The following is an 18,220-nucleotide window of genomic DNA, read 5'->3' as shown; positions in this document are numbered from 1 at the left end:
CGTTAGACGCATAGGAGGTACAGCAAAGGGGCGGCGGAGTCGCGATGGGGACGATGATGCCAGTGACTATCGAAATCCAGACGCAATCGCCGAGACAGGTCATTGATATAACCGAGCGTGTCGGCGCAGGGATCGGCGGTGCGTCCGACGGAACGTGTCACATCTTTCTGAGACACACGACGGCTGCTCTGACGGTCATGACCTGGGAGACCGGCGTCCCCGAGGACATCATGGACATTCTGCAAGCGCTGACGCCGAAGCTTGTGTACAGGCATGACTCGCCGGCCCACGTGGCGGCTCATTTTCTAAGCGCCCTCGTCGGCCCGAGCGTTCACGTCCCGGTCCAGGACGGCAAACTTGCGCTTGGCGAGTTCCAGAGGATCGTGCTGATAGAGTTCGAAGGGCCGAGAAGGCGAGAGGTCGAGCTCCGCCTTCTGCCAGCATCGTGAGCCGGGTTCTCGGCTGGCCGTCTAAGAAGGGAGTCGAGCGCACCGAGAACCTCCCTCGAACAGTAGACACTTCTAGCCCCGAGCGCTTCCTCGTCGCCGAAGACGACGTCCCGCTGCGGCTCGTCGCCCTCGCCCTGGACGCCCCCCTCGACGGGAAGATGAAGACGGCTCTCGGCCGGCTCTTCGCGGGCGACGCCGATGGCGCCCTCGACCGCCTCCGGCGGATCGGCGCCGACCTCGGCCTCGCCGGTCAGGTCGTCCCCGCGCTGGCAACGGGCCAGCCCCTCGAGACGCAGCTCGCCGGCGTCCACTACCTCTTCCTGGAGGGGGCGGAGATCACCGAGGCCGTGCTCGCCAGGGCCCCCGACCTCCGACTCATCCAGAAGCACGGCGAGGACTGCCGCAACATCGACCTCGCGGCGGCGGCGCGGCGTGGCGTGCCGGTCGCTCGCCTCCGGCGCTGGGCCAACACGTCGGTGGCGGAGCAGACGATCCTGCTCCTCCTCGCCGTCGCCCGCCGGCTCCTCCCGTCCCACGCCGCCGCCCTCGAGCCCCCGGCCGACGCCACCCGCGGCGACAGCCACTACAACTGGGCGCGGGTCCGCGGCCTCCGGTCCCTCCGTGGGATGACGCTCGGGCTCGTCGGCCTCGGCGAGATCGGGCGCGAGGTGGCCCGGCGCGCGCACGCCTTCGAGATGCACATCCTCTATACCCAGCGCCGCCGCTTGCCTCCGGCGCTGGAGGCCGCACTGGGAGCGGAGTTCCGCCCGCTCCCGTCCCTGCTCGCCGAGGCGGACGTCGTGAGTCTCCACGTCCCCCTCACGGCCGACACTCGGCACCTCATCGCCGCGGCGGAACTGGAGCAGATGCGACGGGGCGCCATCCTCCTCAACACCTCGCGCGGGGCGCTGGTCGATGAGGCCGCGCTCGTCGCCGCGCTCCGCGACGGGCACCTCGGGGGCGCCGGGCTCGACGTGCGGGCCGAGGAACCACCCCGCGACGTCGCAGGGCTGGTCGGGCTCCCGACGGTGGTCCTCACGCCCCACGTGGGCGCCGGCACCGGCACCGAGCTCTGCCGGGACGTCCGCGCCGTGCTCGACAATGTCGCTCGCGTCCGCCGCGGCGAGCCTCCGACCATCCTGGCCGGGCCTGAGTGACACCGGCACTGGAGTTGCGCCGCCCTCGGCCGCCGCTCATAGGCCCCCCCGTGGGCGCGGAAACCCCGGCCTTCAGGCCGGGCGAGGAGCGCCTACTATATGGTAGAAGACTATATGCGTGCCAGAACTCGGCCTGAAGACCACGCGCAACGCGGTGTACCAGATGGCCTACCACGCCGTTTCGATTCCGAAATACCGCAAGCGCGTGCTGGCCCACGCGGTGGCTGACCGGCTGCGCGGCCTGATCAGTGAGGTGGCCCAAGCCAAGGGCTTCGAGATCCTGGCCTTGGACGTCCAGCCGGACCAGTGGTTCAATGGCGTCACCGCGCGCAGCCTGTTTGCCGAGTTCCAGCAGCTTCCCCGCGTGTTGCGCCACGGCCACCTCTGGGCGCCGTCGTTCGACGTGGGGACGGCGGGTCAGGTCTCGGCAGAGACGATCCGTCGGTACATCGAGCGGGCCGAGCACATCAGGACGAGGCGCTAAGTGGTTCTGCGCCGCGGGTTCCGCTATCGCCTGTACCCCACGCCGGAGCAAGAAGCGCGGTTGCGGGCGTGGGAAGGGGCACTCCGGGCGCTGTGGAACGCAGCCCACGAGCAGCGCTTCCTCTACCTGCGTCGTGGCGCTCGCCAGCGCTCGGCCTTCGACCAGATCAACCAGTTGACCGAACTCAGGGCCGAGGTGCCGTGGCTGGCCGACGTGCCACGGAACGTCTGCGCGCAACTCCTCGTTGATCTCGATGCGGCGTGGCAGAGATGCTTCAAGGGGTTGGCAGGGCGTCCCCGGTGGAAGAAGAAAGGACGCGACGCAGTCGCGATCACTGAGCCCCATCCCAGCGTGTTCCGCGTCACCGCGACGGGCGTGGTGTTCCCGAAGCTCGGCGAGATCCGTGCCCGGCTGCATCGGCCACTCTGGGGCACGCCGAAGCGCTGCACGATTCGGCGTGACGTCGATCAGTGGTTCGCGTCGATTCAGTGTGAAGAGGAGGTCGCGGCGCCGGAGCCGCGGCGTGGCCCGACTGTCGCGATCGACCGCGGGCTGACCGTGCTGCTCGCCGACTCTGACGGGCGTTTCGTCCCGAACCCGAAGCACCTTGAGCGCACGCTCTGTCGCCTCGCGCGTGCCCAGCGCGTGGTGGCCCGCCGGCAGAAAGGTTCGCGCCGGAGACACCGCGCGGTTCTGCGCGTCGCCACGCTGCACCGGAAGGTGCGCCGTCAACGCACCCATGTCCTACACGTCCTCTCCCACCGCTACGCCAAGAGCCACGGCGTGGTGGTCGTGGAGAAGCTGAATGTGGCCGGCATGGTGCGCGGCGGACTCGGCCGCCACATCGCCGGCGCTGGGTGGTCGTCGTTCTGCACGATGCTCCGCTACAAGCTAGAGGCTACGGGCGGCACGCTGGTCGAGGTTCCCGCTGCCTATTCCAGCCAGACCTGTCCGACGTGCGGGCTCGTCGACGCCGCCAGCCGGCAGGGGAATCACTTCCGCTGCGTGGGCTGCGAGCACGAGGCCCACGCGGATCTGAATGCCGCCGTCGTGCTCCTCAGCCGTCGAACCGACGGTGACGCTGGCCGTGGAGGGCAAGGTGCTGTCAGGCCCCCGATGAAGCGGCAACTCCGCGTCGTAAGGCGCGGACACTCGACACCGCACGTCGGGGCTCCTCCAAAAGCCCCCGACTCCAGTCCGGGTGAAGGTTACAATCCGCGCGTGACCGCTCCCGTCGCGACGACGGCCGCGGCGACGACGGTGGAGAGGCGCGGCAAGGCTCACCACATCCGCGCAGAAGCAGGAGGAGATCCATGAAGCCAGCCGGAACAAGTCGGGGGAGACGTGTCCGGGCGCTCGCGATCGCGCTGGCCGTGCTCGTCGCGGCACCGACACTGCTCGCGCCCGCCGTGGCGCGGGCGGCCGAGGAGCTGAAGATCACGCTGGTGGCCCCGCTGTCGGGACGCTGGGCCCGGCAGGGCCAGCTCAAGAAGATGGGCGCCGAGATGGCCATCGCCGAAATCGAGGCCCAGGGCGGCATCAAGGCGCTCGGGGGCGGCAAGATCGTTCTCCGCGAGGCGGACGCCGGGGACAGCGTCGAGAAGGCGGTGAGCGCCGCCCAGCGCGCGCTGAGCCGCGAGAAGATCAGCGCCGGCATCGGCTCCTGGCTCAGCTCCTTCACCCTCGGCGTCACCGAGGTGGCGGAGCGGCTCCAGGTGCCCTGGTTCACGCTGTCCTACGCCGACTCCATCACCGAGCGCGGCTTCAAGTACACCTTCCAGTCCAGCCCCGTCTCCTCGCTCCAGGCCGAGCAGGCGCTCGACCTCATCCTCGACCTGGCCAAGCGGAACAACCAGCAGATCCGGAAGGCGGCGCTCGTCGGCGACAATACCGCCGCCATCGTGTTCTTCTTCAAGCCGCTGCGCGAGAAGCTCCTGAAGGCCAAGGGCATCGAGATCGTGGTGGACGAGGTGTGGACGCCGCCGCTGGCCGACGCCACCGCCATCATCCAGAAGCTCCGCTCCACCCAGCCCGATATCGTGTTCTACGGCGCCACCAACTTCCCCGACTCCATCCAGGTGCTCCAGAAGGTGAAGGAGTTCGGGCTCCGGACCCCCATCATGGGCGTGGGCGCGTGGCTGCTCACGCCCGAGTACGTGAAGACGGTGGGCAAGGAGCTCCTCGACAACGTGATGTCCGTCACCGCCGCCCACCCGCTGAAGGGCCAGGAGGACTTCGTCAAGCGCTTCACCCAGCGGACTGGCGAGCCCTTCATGACCCAGGACCCGCTCATGACGTACGCGCACGTCTGGATCATCAAGGAGGCCGCGGAGCTGGCGAAGTCGACAGACCCCAAGGCCATCCGGGACGCCGTGACCAAGCTCGACCTCCGCTCGGGGCCAGCCGCCAGCGCACTGACGCCAGGCAGGATTCGCTACGATGAGCGTGGCCGGCGCGTGGGGGCCACGCCGATCATCGTGCAGTGGCAGGGCGGCGAGCCGTTCACCGTCGTCCCCGCGGAGCTGGCCACCCGCAAGCCCGTCTGGGCCGGCGGCAAGTAAGGAGCGCTCGGCAGGCCGGCCGTGCCCCTGGGCGAGCTCGTCCAGTACGTCGTGACGGGCCTCCTCGTGGGGGGCGTCTACGCCCTCATGTCGATCGGCCTCGCCCTCATCTTCGGCGTCATGCGGGTCGTCAACTTCGCCCAGGGCGACTTCATGATGCTGGGGATGTACGTCACGTACTTCCTGGCGGTGGGGTCCGGCGTCGATCCCCTGCTCGGCGCCCTCGTCACCATCCCGCCCTTCTTCGTGCTGGGTCTGGTCGTCCATCGGGCGCTGCTCGTCCGCGTCACCGGCGGTGGCGATCCGCAGCGCCTGATGGACGCCCAGCTCATCCTCACCCTCGGCCTCTCCCTCATCATCACCAACGCCACCACGATGATCCTGACCCCCATGCCGCGCGGGATCAGGGCGGCCTACGCCACCCAGGCCTTCGCGGTGGGCCCCATCCTCCTGAATCAGGCCCGCTCCTACGCCTTCCTGATGGCGCTGCTGCTGGCCGGCGCCGTGTACGCCTTCCTCACCCGGACCGACCTCGGCAAGGCGCTGCGCGCCGCCGCCGATGAGCCGGAGGCCGCCGGCTACCAGGGCATCGACGTGCGGGCCATGCACGGCCTCGCCTTCGGCGTCGGCATCGCGCTGGTGGCGGCGGCGGGTGGGCTCCTCGCCACCTACCACCCCATCGAGCCGACGGTGGGCGTGAACTTCATCGTGCTCATGTTCGTCGCCGTCGTCCTCGGCGGCCTCGGCTCGATCCCCGGGGCCTTCGCGGGCGGCCTCCTCATCGGCCTCGTGCAGTCGCTGACGCTGCTCGTCCTCCCCTTCCAGCTCCAGAACGTCGGCGTCTTCATCGCGTTCCTGCTCGTGCTCTACCTCAGGCCGCAGGGCCTCTTCGGCCAGCGGCTCCGCGCCGTCTGATGCCGGCCGCCCTCGCCCGTCTGCGGGGGCTCGTCCCCATCGGGGCGGTCGTCCTCGTCGCGCTCGCGCTCACCCTCATGCTCACCGAGCGCTACCACCACCGGGTCCTCACCCTCGTCCTGGTCTGGGCCACGATGGGTCTCGCCTGGAACATCATCAGCGGCTACGCCGGGCAGATCTCCTTCGGCCACCAGGCGTTCTTCGGCGTGGGGGCGTACGTGACCGTCCTCCTCGTCGTCGGCGTCCGCCTCACGCCCTGGCTCGGCCTCGTCGTCGGCGCGGTGGCCGCCGTGGCCGCCGCCGTCCTCATCGGCTTCCCCACCTTCCGGCTGGCCGGCATCTACTTCGCGCTGGCGACGCTCGCTTACCCCCTCATCCTCCGCATCTTCATGGATTTCCTGGGCTACCAGGAGGTCGCGATCCCAATGGTGCGCGACCAACCCGCCCTCTACATGCAGTTCACCGATCCCCGCGCCTACGACCTCCTGGCCCTGGCGGCGCTCGCGGGGACGCTCCTGCTCTCGCACTGGATCGAGACCTCGCGGCTCGGCTACGCCCTCCGCGCCCTCAAGGAGAACGAGCAGGCGGCGGAGGCCAGCGGCATCGATACGTTCCGGTCGAAGATGGTCGCCTACATGCTGAGCGCGGCCCCCGCCGCCGTCATCGGGGCGATCTACGCCCACGCCATCCTCTACGTCGTCACCCCCGACGCGGTTTTCGGCGTCCTCGTCATCGTGCAGACGCTCGTCGTCTGCCTCGTCGGCGGCGCCGGCAGCAAGTGGGGCCCCCTCCTGGGCGCGGCCATCATGGTCCCCATGAGCGAGACGCTCGACGCGACCATCGGGGACCGGCTCCCCGGGATCCAGGGCGTCGTGTACGGCGCCGCCCTGGTCCTCGTCATGCTGTTCGCGCCGGAGGGGCTCTATTGGCGGGTCCGGGGCCTCTGGCCGGCCGGGCGCATGGTGCCGGCGCCGGCCGGCGTCGCGGTGGCGGCCGGTGCGGCAGGGACGACGGCGGCGGCGACCCTGGAGCTGGCCACGAACGTCGCCGGCCGCGCGCCGGTGGCCCGGGGCGCCACGCTCATGGACGTCCGCTCGGTATCGAAGGCGTTCCTGGGCCTGCACGCGCTCGAGGACGTGAGCTTCACCGTCCAGGCCGGTGAGATCCTCGGCGTCATCGGGCCCAACGGCGCCGGCAAGACGACGCTCTTCAACGTGCTCAACGGCTTCCTCGCCCCCGACCAGGGCGAGGTGCGCTACCGGGACGAGCGCATCACCGGGCTCCGCCCCAACGCCATCTGCCGGCGCGGCGTCGGCCGCACCTTCCAGGTCGTCCGGTCCTTCCCGCGCCTCACCGTGCTGGAGAACGTGATGGTGGGGGCCTTCGTGCGCGAGGCCGCCGCCGACCGTGCCCGGCAGCGGGCGCGCGCGGCCCTGGCCGCGGTGGGGCTCGACGCGCGCGCCGAGGTCGTCCCCGGCGGCCTCACCACCCTCGACCTCCGGCTGATGGAGCTCGCCCGCTGCCTCGCCACCGCGCCCGAGCTCATCCTGCTCGACGAGCCGCTGGCCGGGCTCTCCCGGGACGGCGTCGAGACCATGATGGCGCTCGTGCGCCGCGTGCGCGACGCGGGGGTGACCGTCGTGATCATCGAGCACACCATGTACGCGGTCGTCCAGCTCGTCGACCGCCTCGTCGTCCTCGACCACGGGCGCCGGATCGGCGAGGGGCTGCCGGGCGAGGTGGTGCGCGATCCCGCCGTCATCGAGGCCTACCTGGGCAAGCGCTGGCTCCGCCATGTTGAAAGTCTCCGGGCTTGACCAGATGGGGGGCCCCGACACGGCCCCCCATGCCCCCCAACCCTCGGCGCGCCCCGGCCCAGCCGTGGCGCTCCTCGATCCATGCTGAAGGTTTCTGGACTCAGCGTCGCCTACGGCGGGCTCCAGGCCCTGGCCGGCGTCTCCCTCGACGTGGCGGAGGGCGAGTTCGTCACGATCGTGGGGCCGAACGGCGCCGGCAAGACGACGCTTCTGAAAGCGGTCGGGGGCAGCGTGCCGGCGGCGGCCGGCGGCATCGAGTACCGCGGGCGGGACATCCGGACGCTGCCGTCGCACGCCCGGGCTCAGCTCGGCATCGCCCACGTGCCGGAGGGGCGGAAGGTCTTCTCCTCGCTCACCGTGCTGGAAAACCTCGAGATGGGCTCCTACCGGCCCCTGGCGCGCCGGAGGCGGGCGGAGGGCCTCGACACCGTCCTCGGGCTCTTCCCCATCCTCGGCGAGCGGCGCCAGCAGCTTGCCGGGTCGCTCTCCGGCGGCGAGCAGCAGATGCTCGCCCTCGGCCGCGGCCTGATGGCCCAGCCCGAGCTGCTCCTGCTCGACGAGCCCTCTCAGGGCCTCGGGCCGCGCATCGTAGAGGGGATCTTCGAGGCCATCGCCGCCATCCGGAAGAGCCGCCGGATCACGATCCTGCTCGTGGAGCAGCGGGTGGTGGAGGCCCTCGATTTGTGCGACCGCGGCTACGTGCTGGAGACGGGTCGGGTGGTGCTGGAGGGCGACCGAGAGACGCTCCTCGCCGACCCGCGCGTGCAGCACGCCTACCTGGGGGCGTGACGGCGATGGAGCCGCCGCGCAGCCGCACCCTCGGCGACCTCCTCGACGAGATGGCGCGGCGCTATCCGGACGGCGAGGCGGTCGTCTTCGAGCGCGAACGCCTCACCTACCGCGAGTACCGCGAGCGCGTGCGGCGGCTCGCGCGAGGCCTCCACCAGCTCGGCGTGAGGCGCGGTGACAAGGTCGCCCTCCTCATGGGCAACCGCACCGAGTGGCTCCTCGTGGACTTCGCGGTGGCCTTGCTCGGCGCCACCCTGGTGCCCGTGAGCACCTGGTCGACGGCGCGCGAGCTCGAGTACGTGCTCCGCCACGCCGACGCCACGACGCTGGTCACCGTCGACCGCTTCCGCGGCCAGGACTACCTCGGGATGCTCGCGGCCCTCGGCCCCGGCAGCGAGCGGCTGCCGCTCCTGCGCCACGTCGTCTGCCTGGGCGGCGAGCGCCGGCCCGGCATCACCCCGTTCGCCGAGCTCTGGGAGCTCGGGGCGCGGGGCCCCGAGGCCGTGGTCGACGCGGCCCAGCGGGCAGTGGCGCCCACCGACATCGCCTACATCCTCTACACGTCCGGCACCACGTCGACGCCGAAGGGCGTCCAGCTGCAGCATCGCGGGCTCATCGAGAACATGTTCAACATCGGCGAGCGCCAGCACCTGGGACCCGCCGACCGCCTCTGGCTCGGCATCTCGCTCTTCTGGGGCTTCGGCTGCGAGAACGCCCTCCTCGCCGTCATGACGCACGGCGGCTGCGTGGTGCTCCAGGAGGCGTTCGAGCCCGGCGAGGCGCTCGCCCTCATCGAGCGCGAGCGGTGCACCGTCTACTACGGCACCCCGAACGTCGCGCTGGCCCTCTGGGAGCACCCCGACCGTCCCCACCGGAACCTCGGCTCGCTCCGCACGGGCGCGGCCATCGGACACCCACCCGCGATGCAGATGGTAATGGACCTCGGCGCCCGCGAGATCTGCAACGTGTACGGCCTCACCGAGTGCTATGGCAACTGCACGCTCACCGACGCCCACGACCCCGTGGAGGCGCGCCTCTCCACGATCGGCCGGCCGCTGCCGGGGTTCGAGATCAAGATCGCCGACCCCGTCAGCCACCACCCGCTGCGCCCGGGCGAGATCGGCGAGATCACGCTCCGCGGCTACATCACCCCCGGCTACTACAAGGACCCCGAGAAGAACGCGGCCGCCTTCGACGCCGAGGGCTTCTTCCTCACGGGGGACCTCGGGTGGTTCGACACCGACGGGCGCCTCCGCTTCCACGGCCGTCTCAAGGACGTGGTGAAGACCGGCGGCCTCAACGTCTCCCCCGTCGAGGTCGAGCAGATCCTCCTCGGCCACCCGGCTGTCGAGCAGGTCCACGTCATCGGCGTCCCCGACCCGCGCAAGGAGGAGGCGCTGGCCGCCGTGGTCGTGCTGAAGGAGGGCGCGAGCGCCTCCGCCGATGAGCTCAGGGCCTTCTGCCGCCAGGCCCTCGCCGCCTTCAAGGTCCCGCAGCACATCCGCTTCGTCCCCCGCGAGGCCCTGCCCCTCACCGCCTCCGGCAAGGTGCAGAAGCATCGGCTGCGCGAGAGTCTGGCCGCCGAGCTCGAGGGTGTCGCCGCCGACCGCCGGGTCTCGGCGGAGCGCCATGGCTGACGGCGCGACCATCCGGGACCGCACCGCGGTCTCCGGCATCGGCGTGAGCCGGTTCGCCTTCGCCGCGGAGGAGACGCCCCTCGGGCTGGCCGCCGAGGCCTTCAAGGCCGCGCTCGTCGACGCCGGGCTTACCAAGGACGCGGTGGACGGCCTCGCCATCAACATCGGCTGGCCGCTGGGCGTGGACTACGACCGCTTCGCCGAGACCCTCGGCCTTCGCATCCGCTTCGTCGAGCAGGCGTGGACGCACGGGCGCTTCGCCGGGCCCACCCTCCAGGCGGCGGCCATGGCCATTCACACCGGCCTCGCCACCTGCGTCGCCTGTCTCTGCGGCGTGAGCTTCACGCGGGAGCGGCAGCTCCTGGGCGGACCCGGCGACTTCGAGGGGACGCGGGAGGAGGGCGGCACCCATCAGGAGAACCCCGTGTACGGGATGACGGCTCCCGCCGCGGGGGCGGCGCTGGCGGCGCAGCGCTACTTCGCCCTCTACGGGGCGACCAGCCAGGAGCTCGCGGCCGTGCCCATCGCGTTCAGGAAGCACGCGCTGCTGAACCCCGGCGCGCTCATGAAGAAGCCGCTGAGCCTCGAGGAGCACCAGCGCTCGCGCTGGATCGTCGAGCCCCTCCACCTCTTCGACTGCTGCCTGGTGACGGACGGCGCGGCCTGCGTCCTCGTCACCAGCGCCGAGCGCTCCCGCGACCGGCGCAAGCCTCCGGTGCTCATCGCCGGCATGCAGGGCCTGCGCGCCGGCCGCGATGACGTGCTGTTCGGGCGCCCCGGGCTCGGTCTCTGGCAGCAGCGGACCTTCCGGTGGACGCCGGCGGATGACGACCTCCTGGTCTACCGCATGGCCAGCCTCACCCAGCGCGACGTGGGCGCGCTCTACACCTACGACGCCTTCTCGCCCCTCGTCTGGTTCGTGCTGGAGCGCTTCGGCTTCTGCGGCCCCGGCGAGGCGGCGAAGTGGACCCAGGGCGGGCGCATCGAGCTGGGGGGCGAGCTGCCGATGAACACGTCGGGCGGCCTCCTGTCCGAGGCGCACGTCTCGGGCTGGAACTCGATCGTCGAGCTGGTCCGCCAGCTCCGGGGCGAGGCCGGCCCCCGCCAGGTGCCGGGGATCCAGGTCGCGCAGTGGGCCACGGCCTGGGGCGACTCGCTGATCTTCCGCCGATGAGTGGCTACGCCAAGCCGCTTCCGCGCATCACGCCCGACAACGGCCCATTCTGGGAGGCGGCGCGCCGCCACGAGCTGCGCCTGCAGCGGTGCCTCGCCTGCGGGCAGGTGTGGTACCCGCCTGCCCCCGTCTGCCCGGGTTGCCTCTCCGACCGCCACCAGTGGGCGCCGATGAGCGGCCGGGGGACGGTCTCGAGCTTCGTCGTCTTCCACAAGGCCTGGTTCCCGGCGTTCGCCAGCGAGACCCCCTACGCGGTGGTCCAGGTGGAGCTGGAGGAGGGGCCGCGGCTCACGGCGAACCTGGTGGACGTCCCGCCGGGGGAGATCCGGGTCGGGATGCCGGTGACCGTCGTCTTCGACGACGTGACGCCGGAGATCAGCATCCCGCGCTTCCGCCGGGCGCCGTGAGCGACCGATCGCGCCTCCCCCGTTCCGGGCTCGACGCGTGAGCGAGAGGCTCAGCTTCGGCGTCACGATCGCCGCCTACCCGGACGGCACGCCACCCGCGGCCTGGTGGTGGCAGTTCGCGGAGCGGGCGGAGGCGCTCGGCTTCGACTCCCTCTGGGCGGGCGAGCACGTGCTCTTCCACACGGAGACCGTCAGCGCGGCCGTCCTCCTTGCCGGCTTCGCCGCCCGCACCCAGCGTATTCGCCTCGGCACCGCCATCTACCTCCTGCCCCTCCGCCACCCCATCCTCGCCGCGAAGGATCTGGCGACACTCGACCACGTGACGGCCGGCCGGCTCGTCGTCGGGGTCGGCGTGGGCGGGGAGTATCCCGCCGAGTTCGCGGCGTGCGGCGTCCCGCTGGGCGAGCGCGGCGCCCGCACCGACGAGGCGCTCGGCCTCCTACGCTGCCTCTGGAGCCAGGACCGCGTGACCGTCGGCGGGACGCACTTCAGCGTGGAGGACGTGACCCTGACACCCCGGCCGGTGCAGCCCGGCGGCCCGCCACTCTGGATCGGCGGCCGCTCGGAGCCTGCCCTGCGGCGCACGGCGCGCGCCGGCGACGGGTACTTCCCCTACATGCTGACGCCCTCACGCTACCGGCAGAGCCTGGAGCGCTTGGAGGCGCTCGCCGTCGAGGCCGGGCGCGCCCCCGCCGCCCTCGAGCGCGCGCTGCTCGTCTTCCTGGCCGTGGGCGACGACCACGATCGCGCCGTCGGGCGCGCAGGCGCGGAGCTCACGCGCATCTACAACCAGCCGTTCGAGCCGCCGCTCGTGGAGCGCTTCTGCGTGGTCGGCACGCCCGACGAGTGCGCGGCCCGGATCGCGGAGTTCCGGGAGGCGGGGGTCCGCCACTTCGTCTTCAACTGGGCGTGCCCGCAGGCCGCGATCCTCGAGCAGATGGAGCGGGTGGCCACCGAGGTGCTGCCGAAGATCGGGCGCTGACGCTCAGCTCGGTCGCCGGTGCCCACGACGTTCCCGGCCAGCGTCACGGTGGGGACGCCCGGCCGCCGTCGCGGGAGCTACGGCCATCACGGGATCAGCAGCACGCGGCCGGAGAGCTTGCGCTCCACCATCAGCCGGTGAACCCGCGGCGCCTCGGCGAGCGCGAAGCGCTCGGTGACCATCGGCCGGAGCAGCCGGCGCCGCACGAGGTCGATGACGCTCGCGAGCTGGGTGCGCGAGGTGCTGGTGGTGCTGAGGAGGCTCACGCCCTTGAGGAAGAGCCGCGCCGTGTTGAAGGTCACCTGGTCACCTGTCAGCTCCCCGACCAGCACGTACCGGGCGCCGCGTGCCGTCGCCCGGAGCGCCTCCTCGAAGACGGGCGCGCCGACATTGTCGCAGACGAGATCGACGCCCTCGCCCCCCGCGAGCCGCCGGACCTCGTCGGCGAACCGGCCGTCCCGCGCCACCACCACCTCGTGCGCCCCCGCCTCGCGGATCACGTCCACCTTCCCGGGAGAGGTGGTCTGGCCGATGACGGTAGCCCCGCAGAGCCGGGCCACCTGGATGGCGTGGACCCCGAGGCCGCCCCCTGCCCCCGTCACCAGCACGTACTCCCCCGCCTGGACGCGACCGACGTCACGGATGGCCGCGACCACGGTCCCGATGGCGCAGGAGAGGATCGCGCCCTCCTCGAAGCCGACCTCCGGCGGCAGCGGCAGCAACGAGTCCTCCTGGATCTTGAAAAGCTCGGCATAGGTGCCGTCGCGGTCGTGGCCGAAGAACTTGCGGGCGCTGCAGAGCGGCTCTCGGTTCGTCCGGCAGAAGCGGCAGACGCCGCACGCCTCCGTCCACTGCGTGCAGGTGACACGGTCCCCGGGCTTCAGCGAGCGGACCGCGTCCCCCACCGCCTCCACCACGCCCGCTCCCTCGTGGCCGAGGATGAGCGGGAAGTGGATGCCGCGCTTCATCACGCCGACCCGGATGAGATGGTCGTGGTAGCAGACGCCGGAGGCGTGGTTCCTGACGAGGACGTCGCGCGGCCCCGGCGAGGGCACCGGCACCTCCTCCAGGCGCATCACGTCGTAGTCGCCCGGCCCTGTCGTCACCATCGCCCGCATCGTCGTCACTGTCGATGGCCTCCGCGCATCCCTCGTCCTCTCCCTCCTCGGGATGGCGTCTTGCCCCCTATACCACAGGCCTCCCGATCCCGGCCACGCCTAGCCGCACGCGTCCCTTTCCTCCCTGACCTCGTCTACGCCGCCCGCTCGCGCGTGGCGAAAGCCGATAAATGCAGTATCGAGCGTGAGGCACCGGCGCTCGACGCCGGGCCAAGAGGAGAGCCAGCATGCCGCGTCACCTGAAGGTCACCGCCGCCCAGATCGGCCGGACCAACGAGGACGTACACACGACGACGAGCCATGGGTCGATCCGGTGCACGATGTTGTGGCCGCTCCCTCAGATCGCTCGTCTCGAGCCGTGAACACTGGGTGAACGCTCCGCCTTCGCGCCGCGACGGGCCTCGGCGCCTGCCGGGAGCCTCGCTCGACCGTCAATGCATGATATAGCGCCTCCCGCCGTTTCACTAAGGTGGTCGAGATCGCCAGGTTCCGGCGGCCGTTATGCCGACGGCTCGTGCTGCACGTCCGTCAGCCACGCTGATACTTCGCGGATCTCCTCCAGACAGAGACGATCAGCCCCTCATGAATCTCAGACACGCTGGCGAACGAGCGCCGTCTGCAGATCCTCACCTGGCTCAAACAGCCACGAGCTCACTTCCCGCCTCAAGTCGACGGTGATCTCGTGCGCGACGGCGTCTGCGGCCTCTTGATCGCCGAGAAGCTCGGGGTGAGCCAGCCGACCGCCAGCAAACACCTCAGGATCCTGACGCAGGCCGGGCTCGTCCGCACCAATCGGATCAAGCAGTGGACCTTTTATAAGCGGGATGAGAAGCGAATCGCCGAAGTGAAGCGAGCGCTTCGATCCGCCTGGTAGCGGCGGACGGCGCTGCGTCGACGATGTGGCGACCCTCGACCGATGAGCGTCGGGGGTAGTTGAGGTTTAAAGCAAATCTGGTGACCCCGGCGGGATTCGAACCCGCGATCTCGACCTTGAAAGGGTCGCGTCCTGGGCCAGGCTAGACGACGGGGTCAGCCACGTCAGTATACCCGAGGGTCAGCGGGACGGGTGCACGGATGTGCGCACCTCGACGGCGTCGCCGACGCGATAGCGCTGGGCGTCCGGCACCCACACGTTGATCGGCCCGCGCGGCGACTCGACCGTGAGGCGCCCGGCCGGGTCGACGGCTTTGAGCGGCCCCCGCACCACCGCGTACTCGCCCGGCTCCGTCGCGACCGACGCCGCGACCTCTGGCGTCTTCGCCGCCTCGCCCCCCTGCGCCGCCACGAGCTCGAGCGGCTGCACGCGCACCCGCACGCGCACGGGCTCGCCAGCGCGGAACGGCGTCGAGCCGGACACCCACACCGATAGCAGGCCGCGAGGCGACGTGATCGACACGGTGCCGGCTGGATCGACCGCGGCGACCGTGCCCGTCACCTCCGCCTCGTCGGCGGCGCCGCGCGGCACGAAGGTGCCAGGCGGCAGCGCGACCCGCTCGATCTCCGCGGGCGCGGGCGCGCCGCGCACCGTGACGATCTGGTAGAGCCGAAGCCCGACGAGCTGGTCGGGGGTGACCTTCACGCGGACCGTTCTCTCGCCCTGCCGCAGGGTCACCGTGCTGGCTTGCTCGTCCCACGTCCACACCTCGCCGGTGTAGGTGTTTTGCGCCGCCGAGGGCCGGGGCGCCGTGGACTGCTGCGCGGCGCAGCCGGCAAGGATCGCGGCGACGAGAAGCGGCCAGGTAAACTGCGTAAACGTCTTCATCGTCCGTCCTCCTGTGAGGTCTCATGGCCAGCATACTAGAGCGGTCCAGACTTCCCCGATTTGACCATGGTCACGATCGGGGCGATACTCCGTATGGCTCAGGGGAGGTTACGATGCGACGGATGCGGTGGCTGCTGGCGGTGGTGATCCTGGCCGGATGGATGGGAACCGCGTTCGGCCAGAACTTCGCGGTCATCGGCGGCGAGCAGTTCTTCAAGCTCGACTGGGCGGCGGGCGAGCGAAAGGGCCGTCCGAACGTCCAGGGCTATCTGCTCAACGATTGGGGCTTCCCCGCCATCAAGATCATGCTCAAGGTCGAAAGCCTCGACACCGCCGGTCGGGTGGTCACCACGACGCCCGGCTACGTGGCGGGTCAGGTGACGCCGGGCATGCGCGCCTACTTCGAGGTGCCGGTGCCCGCGGCCGCGCCAAGCTACCGCGTCTCCGTCTGGTCCTTCGACTGGATCCAGTCCGGCGGCGGCGACCTGCGCTGACCGGCCCCGGCCGGGCCGGGACGCACCGCCGCGTGAGCGACCCGGGCGACGACGCAGTGCCCGCGGAGCTCGGTCGCCGCATCCAGGACGATCCCTGGGCTCGGGCGCTCGGCCTCGAGTATCTCGAGCTGAGACGCGGCTACTGCCGCGTCGCCCTCCAGCTCCAGCCCCACATGATGAACTACCAGGGCGCGCCGCACGGCGGCGTCATCTTCTCTCTCGCCGACGTCGCCTTCGGCGCAGCCTGCAACTCACACGGTGAGCCCGCCGTGGCCCTGAGCGTGACCATCGACTACCTCGCCACGGCCGCGCCGCACGTCCGGCTCATCGCCGAGGCGCGCGAGCGCAAGCAGGGGCGGCGCGCCGGGTTCTACGACATCGTGGTGAGGGACGCCGCGGGGATGCTGGTCGCGAGCGTTCACTGCGTCGCCCACCGGGTCGGGCGCGACGCTTAGGGTGACTGCAGCGACCCCAGCCCGAAGCGGAAGCTGCTGACCCGCACCCGGAAGCTGGCGGTGGTGGGCGGGGCCGGCACGGTGGAGTCGAAGGCAGCGTTACCCCCCTGCGGGATCGCGGGGCTGACGAAGGTGATGCCCCGCGCGACCACCTTGCGCGCGCCGTCGACCGCCTCGACCGTGACGTAGACGTCGAGGACGTCGACGCGCGCGTCGTTGAACACGACCCCGGTCACCTGCGTCCGCGCGGGGTTGCTGCGGTCCACGTTGTAGGTGACGCGGAAGCTCTCCTGGGCCTCTGCCAGCGCCGCCAGCGCGACGAGCCCCAGCGCCGCCGGCCCCAGCCGGCAGCCCAGCCGCCTCAGTGTCGACATGACCTGCCTCCCTCGCGAACCGCGCAAGCCGGGCTCAGCTTCGGGCCGCCGCCTCCAGCGCTTCCCGGTACAACTCCTCGGTGTAGCCGCGCACGACGAGATCGCCGACGACGAGCACAGGGACACGCAGGAAGCCGTCCTCGTGCAGGAGATAACGCTCGGCGTCGGCGTCGGTGAGCGGCGCCTGGCGGGCATCCAGGCGCACGATCTCCTGCCCCGTCTTGGCTAGCAGCCGCCGGGCGTGACGGGCCAGCGCGAGCGTCGCCGCGTGATCGACTGGCGCCTGCTCGATGAGGCGGTTCTCGTACTCGACCCCCCGCTGCGAGAGGAACTCTCTCGCCTTGGCACAGGTGGGTCAGCCATCCTTGTTGTAGAGGATCGCCCGCGTCATGGCCAGCAGTTTACAGCAGCGGGCGCGGCCGGCGGCCGTGGTCGGCAGCGGCGCCGGGTTCGGCGGCGGCGCCCGCCTACGGGGCCTGGGCCGCCAGCAACAGCGGTCCGGCGGCCGGCGCCGCCGCCTGGCCGCGCGCTTCGCTCACGTTGGCGACCACCAGGTACGCGACGATGATGACGACCACGACCACCGCTCCGGCGATGGCCACCGCGGTCAACGGCTCCACCGCTTCAGCGGGCGCCGGCTGGACAGCCATCACGGCGACGGCAACGAGTACCGTGAGAATGACGAGGTTGCGGATCCGCGGGGTCACCCCTTCTTGACCACCTTCCGGTGAACTGCTTCGATATTGATCCCCACGCGATCCCGATACTGCCCCAGAGGGTATTTGGACATCGGGCGCTCGTACTTCGGCGCCAGCTGATCGGCCACCGCCTTCTTCATCTCGTCCAGCGTGGCGCCGGCGGCCGCCGCCTTCTTCACGGCAGCGATGAGGTCCGCAGAGGCGCGGTGCGTCGCGGTGTGTACATACCGCCGGGCCTCGCCGTCCGTCAAGGAAAATGTTGCTACCGATGACGCCGCGCGAAGGGATCCTCCTGCGGGCTAGTAGCTGACGCAGGGGCTCCCGTCCGAGAGGAACTCGACGAGCTTGGCCCCGCCGACGATCGCCGCGCCGGACACGAGGTTGGTCTCGTCCAGCTTCCGCTTCTTGAAGCAGGGTGAGCAGACGTAGATCGCCCCCCCGGCCTTGGCGAAGTTGTCCATCAACTCCTTGAGCGGCGCGAACCCCTCCTCGCGGACGTCGTCGGCATACCCCTTCTGGGACAGCCGCACGGCTTCGACGCTCAGGAAGACCAGCGTTTCCTTGCCCGAGCCGACGGCGGCGTTAGCGACCACGAAGGCCACCGTCGCCTTGTCGGTGTTGTCCTTGGCGCAGCTGAGGCTGACACAGAACCGGTTGGCCATGGCTCAGTTCTCCTTTCGACGGATCCGGTAGACGGGATGCTCCTCGGACGCCAGCGTGTGGCCCGTGAGCCGGCACCAGGCAGGAAGATCGGCTGACGCGCCGGGATCACGGGCGATCAGGCCCAGGACCTGCCCCGGTTGCATCCGGTCCAGTCGGTTCCTGAGCTCGAGCACCAGCTCGCCGCAGCCCATGTCGCCGGCGTCCCAGACCTCATCCGCCTCGATGTGCGCGCTCATCCAACATTCCCTCATCGCCCGGCGTGACGACGAGCCCTGAGTGTAGAG

Annotated in this window: 23 protein-coding genes, 1 tRNA gene and 1 pseudogene; 16 read left to right on the top strand and 9 right to left on the bottom strand. The window is 70.9% G+C overall.

Annotated elements, in window-relative coordinates; translation table 11 throughout:
* The first annotated feature begins 62 nt into the window (after positions 1-62).
* The 12 genes from VGV13_02065 to VGV13_02010 all read left to right on the top strand — a co-directional run bounded on the left by VGV13_02065 (position 63) and on the right by VGV13_02010 (position 12,372).
* Complete coding sequence (locus VGV13_02065) at positions 63-449, top strand: secondary thiamine-phosphate synthase enzyme YjbQ (protein HEV8639863.1); 387 nt, start codon at positions 63-65, stop codon at positions 447-449.
* Positions 446-1,606, top strand: a complete 1,161-nt coding sequence (locus VGV13_02060) for an NAD(P)-dependent oxidoreductase (protein ID HEV8639862.1) — start codon at positions 446-448, stop codon at positions 1,604-1,606. The genes VGV13_02065 and VGV13_02060 overlap by 4 nt, the downstream gene beginning before the upstream one ends.
* A gap of 133 nt (positions 1,607-1,739) precedes the next feature.
* Entirely contained in the window at positions 1,740-2,090 is a 351-nt protein-coding gene (locus tag VGV13_02055) for a transposase (protein ID HEV8639861.1), read from the top strand.
* On the top strand, positions 2,091-3,407 hold the full coding sequence (locus VGV13_02050) for a transposase (GenBank protein ID HEV8639860.1): 1,317 nt from the start codon (positions 2,091-2,093) through the stop codon (positions 3,405-3,407).
* Entirely contained in the window at positions 3,404-4,651 is a 1,248-nt protein-coding gene (locus VGV13_02045; GenBank protein HEV8639859.1) for an ABC transporter substrate-binding protein, read from the top strand. The genes VGV13_02050 and VGV13_02045 overlap by 4 nt, the downstream gene beginning before the upstream one ends.
* 21 nt (positions 4,652-4,672) lie before the next feature.
* Entirely contained in the window at positions 4,673-5,566 is an 894-nt protein-coding gene (locus VGV13_02040; GenBank protein ID HEV8639858.1) for a branched-chain amino acid ABC transporter permease, read from the top strand.
* On the top strand, positions 5,566-7,383 hold the full coding sequence (locus VGV13_02035; GenBank protein HEV8639857.1) for a branched-chain amino acid ABC transporter ATP-binding protein/permease: 1,818 nt from the start codon (positions 5,566-5,568) through the stop codon (positions 7,381-7,383). Before VGV13_02040 ends, VGV13_02035 begins: the two co-directional genes overlap by 1 nt.
* Positions 7,384-7,464: 81 nt before the next feature.
* Positions 7,465-8,172: an ABC transporter ATP-binding protein gene (locus VGV13_02030; protein ID HEV8639856.1), complete on the top strand. Its 708-nt coding sequence runs from the start codon at positions 7,465-7,467 to the stop codon at positions 8,170-8,172.
* A gap of 5 nt (positions 8,173-8,177) precedes the next feature.
* Positions 8,178-9,809 (top strand): AMP-binding protein, encoded by a 1,632-nt coding sequence (locus VGV13_02025; protein HEV8639855.1) that lies wholly within the window; start codon positions 8,178-8,180, stop codon positions 9,807-9,809.
* Positions 9,802-10,983 carry a hypothetical protein gene (locus VGV13_02020; protein HEV8639854.1) on the top strand — a complete coding sequence of 394 codons (1,182 nt, stop codon included), beginning with the start codon at positions 9,802-9,804 and terminating at the stop codon, positions 10,981-10,983. The genes VGV13_02025 and VGV13_02020 overlap by 8 nt, the downstream gene beginning before the upstream one ends.
* Complete coding sequence (locus tag VGV13_02015; protein ID HEV8639853.1) at positions 10,980-11,390, top strand: OB-fold domain-containing protein; 411 nt, start codon at positions 10,980-10,982, stop codon at positions 11,388-11,390. The genes VGV13_02020 and VGV13_02015 overlap by 4 nt, the downstream gene beginning before the upstream one ends.
* 37 nt (positions 11,391-11,427) lie before the next feature.
* Positions 11,428-12,372, top strand: a complete 945-nt coding sequence (locus tag VGV13_02010) for an LLM class flavin-dependent oxidoreductase (GenBank protein HEV8639852.1) — start codon at positions 11,428-11,430, stop codon at positions 12,370-12,372.
* 86 nt (positions 12,373-12,458) lie between these two features.
* On the opposite strand, the gene VGV13_02005 is transcribed toward VGV13_02010, so the two are convergent.
* The gene (locus VGV13_02005) at positions 12,459-13,481 is read right to left on the bottom strand and encodes an alcohol dehydrogenase catalytic domain-containing protein (protein ID HEV8639851.1); all 1,023 of its coding nucleotides are present in this window, start codon (positions 13,479-13,481) and stop codon (positions 12,459-12,461) included.
* Between the two features lie 236 nt (positions 13,482-13,717).
* On the opposite strand from VGV13_02005, the gene VGV13_02000 reads away from it, so the two are divergent.
* Together VGV13_02000 and VGV13_01995 are read left to right on the top strand one after the other, a co-directional pair.
* A complete protein-coding gene (locus VGV13_02000) occupies positions 13,718-13,852 on the top strand; it encodes a hypothetical protein (GenBank protein ID HEV8639850.1) in 135 nt (44 codons plus the stop codon).
* A 224-nt stretch (positions 13,853-14,076) separates the two neighbouring features.
* Positions 14,077-14,364 carry a helix-turn-helix domain-containing protein gene (locus VGV13_01995; GenBank protein HEV8639849.1) on the top strand — a complete coding sequence of 96 codons (288 nt, stop codon included), beginning with the start codon at positions 14,077-14,079 and terminating at the stop codon, positions 14,362-14,364.
* Between the two features lie 78 nt (positions 14,365-14,442).
* Here VGV13_01995 and VGV13_01990 read toward each other — a convergent pair.
* Both VGV13_01990 and VGV13_01985 read right to left on the bottom strand, forming a co-directional pair.
* Positions 14,443-14,521, bottom strand: a tRNA-Glu gene (locus tag VGV13_01990).
* Between the two features lie 23 nt (positions 14,522-14,544).
* Complete coding sequence (locus VGV13_01985; GenBank protein ID HEV8639848.1) at positions 14,545-15,252, bottom strand: hypothetical protein; 708 nt, start codon at positions 15,250-15,252, stop codon at positions 14,545-14,547.
* A 113-nt stretch (positions 15,253-15,365) separates the two neighbouring features.
* Here VGV13_01985 and VGV13_01980 point away from each other — a divergent pair, with 113 nt between their 5' ends.
* Both VGV13_01980 and VGV13_01975 read left to right on the top strand, forming a co-directional pair.
* The gene (locus tag VGV13_01980) at positions 15,366-15,746 is read left to right on the top strand and encodes a hypothetical protein (protein ID HEV8639847.1); all 381 of its coding nucleotides are present in this window, start codon (positions 15,366-15,368) and stop codon (positions 15,744-15,746) included.
* Between the two features lie 32 nt (positions 15,747-15,778).
* Positions 15,779-16,201 (top strand): hotdog fold thioesterase, encoded by a 423-nt coding sequence (locus tag VGV13_01975; GenBank protein HEV8639846.1) that lies wholly within the window; start codon positions 15,779-15,781, stop codon positions 16,199-16,201.
* On the opposite strand, the gene VGV13_01970 is transcribed toward VGV13_01975, so the two are convergent.
* From VGV13_01970 to VGV13_01945, 6 genes and pseudogenes are all read right to left on the bottom strand, one after another.
* Entirely contained in the window at positions 16,198-16,575 is a 378-nt protein-coding gene (locus VGV13_01970; GenBank protein ID HEV8639845.1) for a hypothetical protein, read from the bottom strand. The genes VGV13_01975 and VGV13_01970 overlap by 4 nt on opposite strands.
* A 34-nt stretch (positions 16,576-16,609) precedes the next feature.
* A pseudogene (locus VGV13_01965) lies at positions 16,610-16,915 on the bottom strand (hypothetical protein).
* Positions 16,916-17,042: 127 nt separating this feature from the next.
* Positions 17,043-17,282: a hypothetical protein gene (locus VGV13_01960; protein HEV8639844.1), complete on the bottom strand. Its 240-nt coding sequence runs from the start codon at positions 17,280-17,282 to the stop codon at positions 17,043-17,045.
* On the bottom strand, positions 17,279-17,524 hold the full coding sequence (locus VGV13_01955; protein ID HEV8639843.1) for a hypothetical protein: 246 nt from the start codon (positions 17,522-17,524) through the stop codon (positions 17,279-17,281). Before VGV13_01955 ends, VGV13_01960 begins: the two co-directional genes overlap by 4 nt.
* Before the next feature lie 48 nt (positions 17,525-17,572).
* Positions 17,573-17,935, bottom strand: coding sequence for a DsrE family protein (locus VGV13_01950; GenBank protein HEV8639842.1), 363 nt, complete (start codon positions 17,933-17,935; stop codon positions 17,573-17,575).
* A gap of 3 nt (positions 17,936-17,938) precedes the next feature.
* Positions 17,939-18,220: sulfurtransferase TusA family protein (locus VGV13_01945; GenBank protein ID HEV8639841.1), on the bottom strand; the 282-nt coding region annotated here is incomplete at its 5' end.

It is taken from the genome of Candidatus Methylomirabilota bacterium, assembly GCA_036001065.1.
Lineage (GTDB): Bacteria > Methylomirabilota > Methylomirabilia > Rokubacteriales > CSP1-6 > MNEF01.
This window is presented reverse-complemented; position numbering and strand designations above follow the sequence as displayed.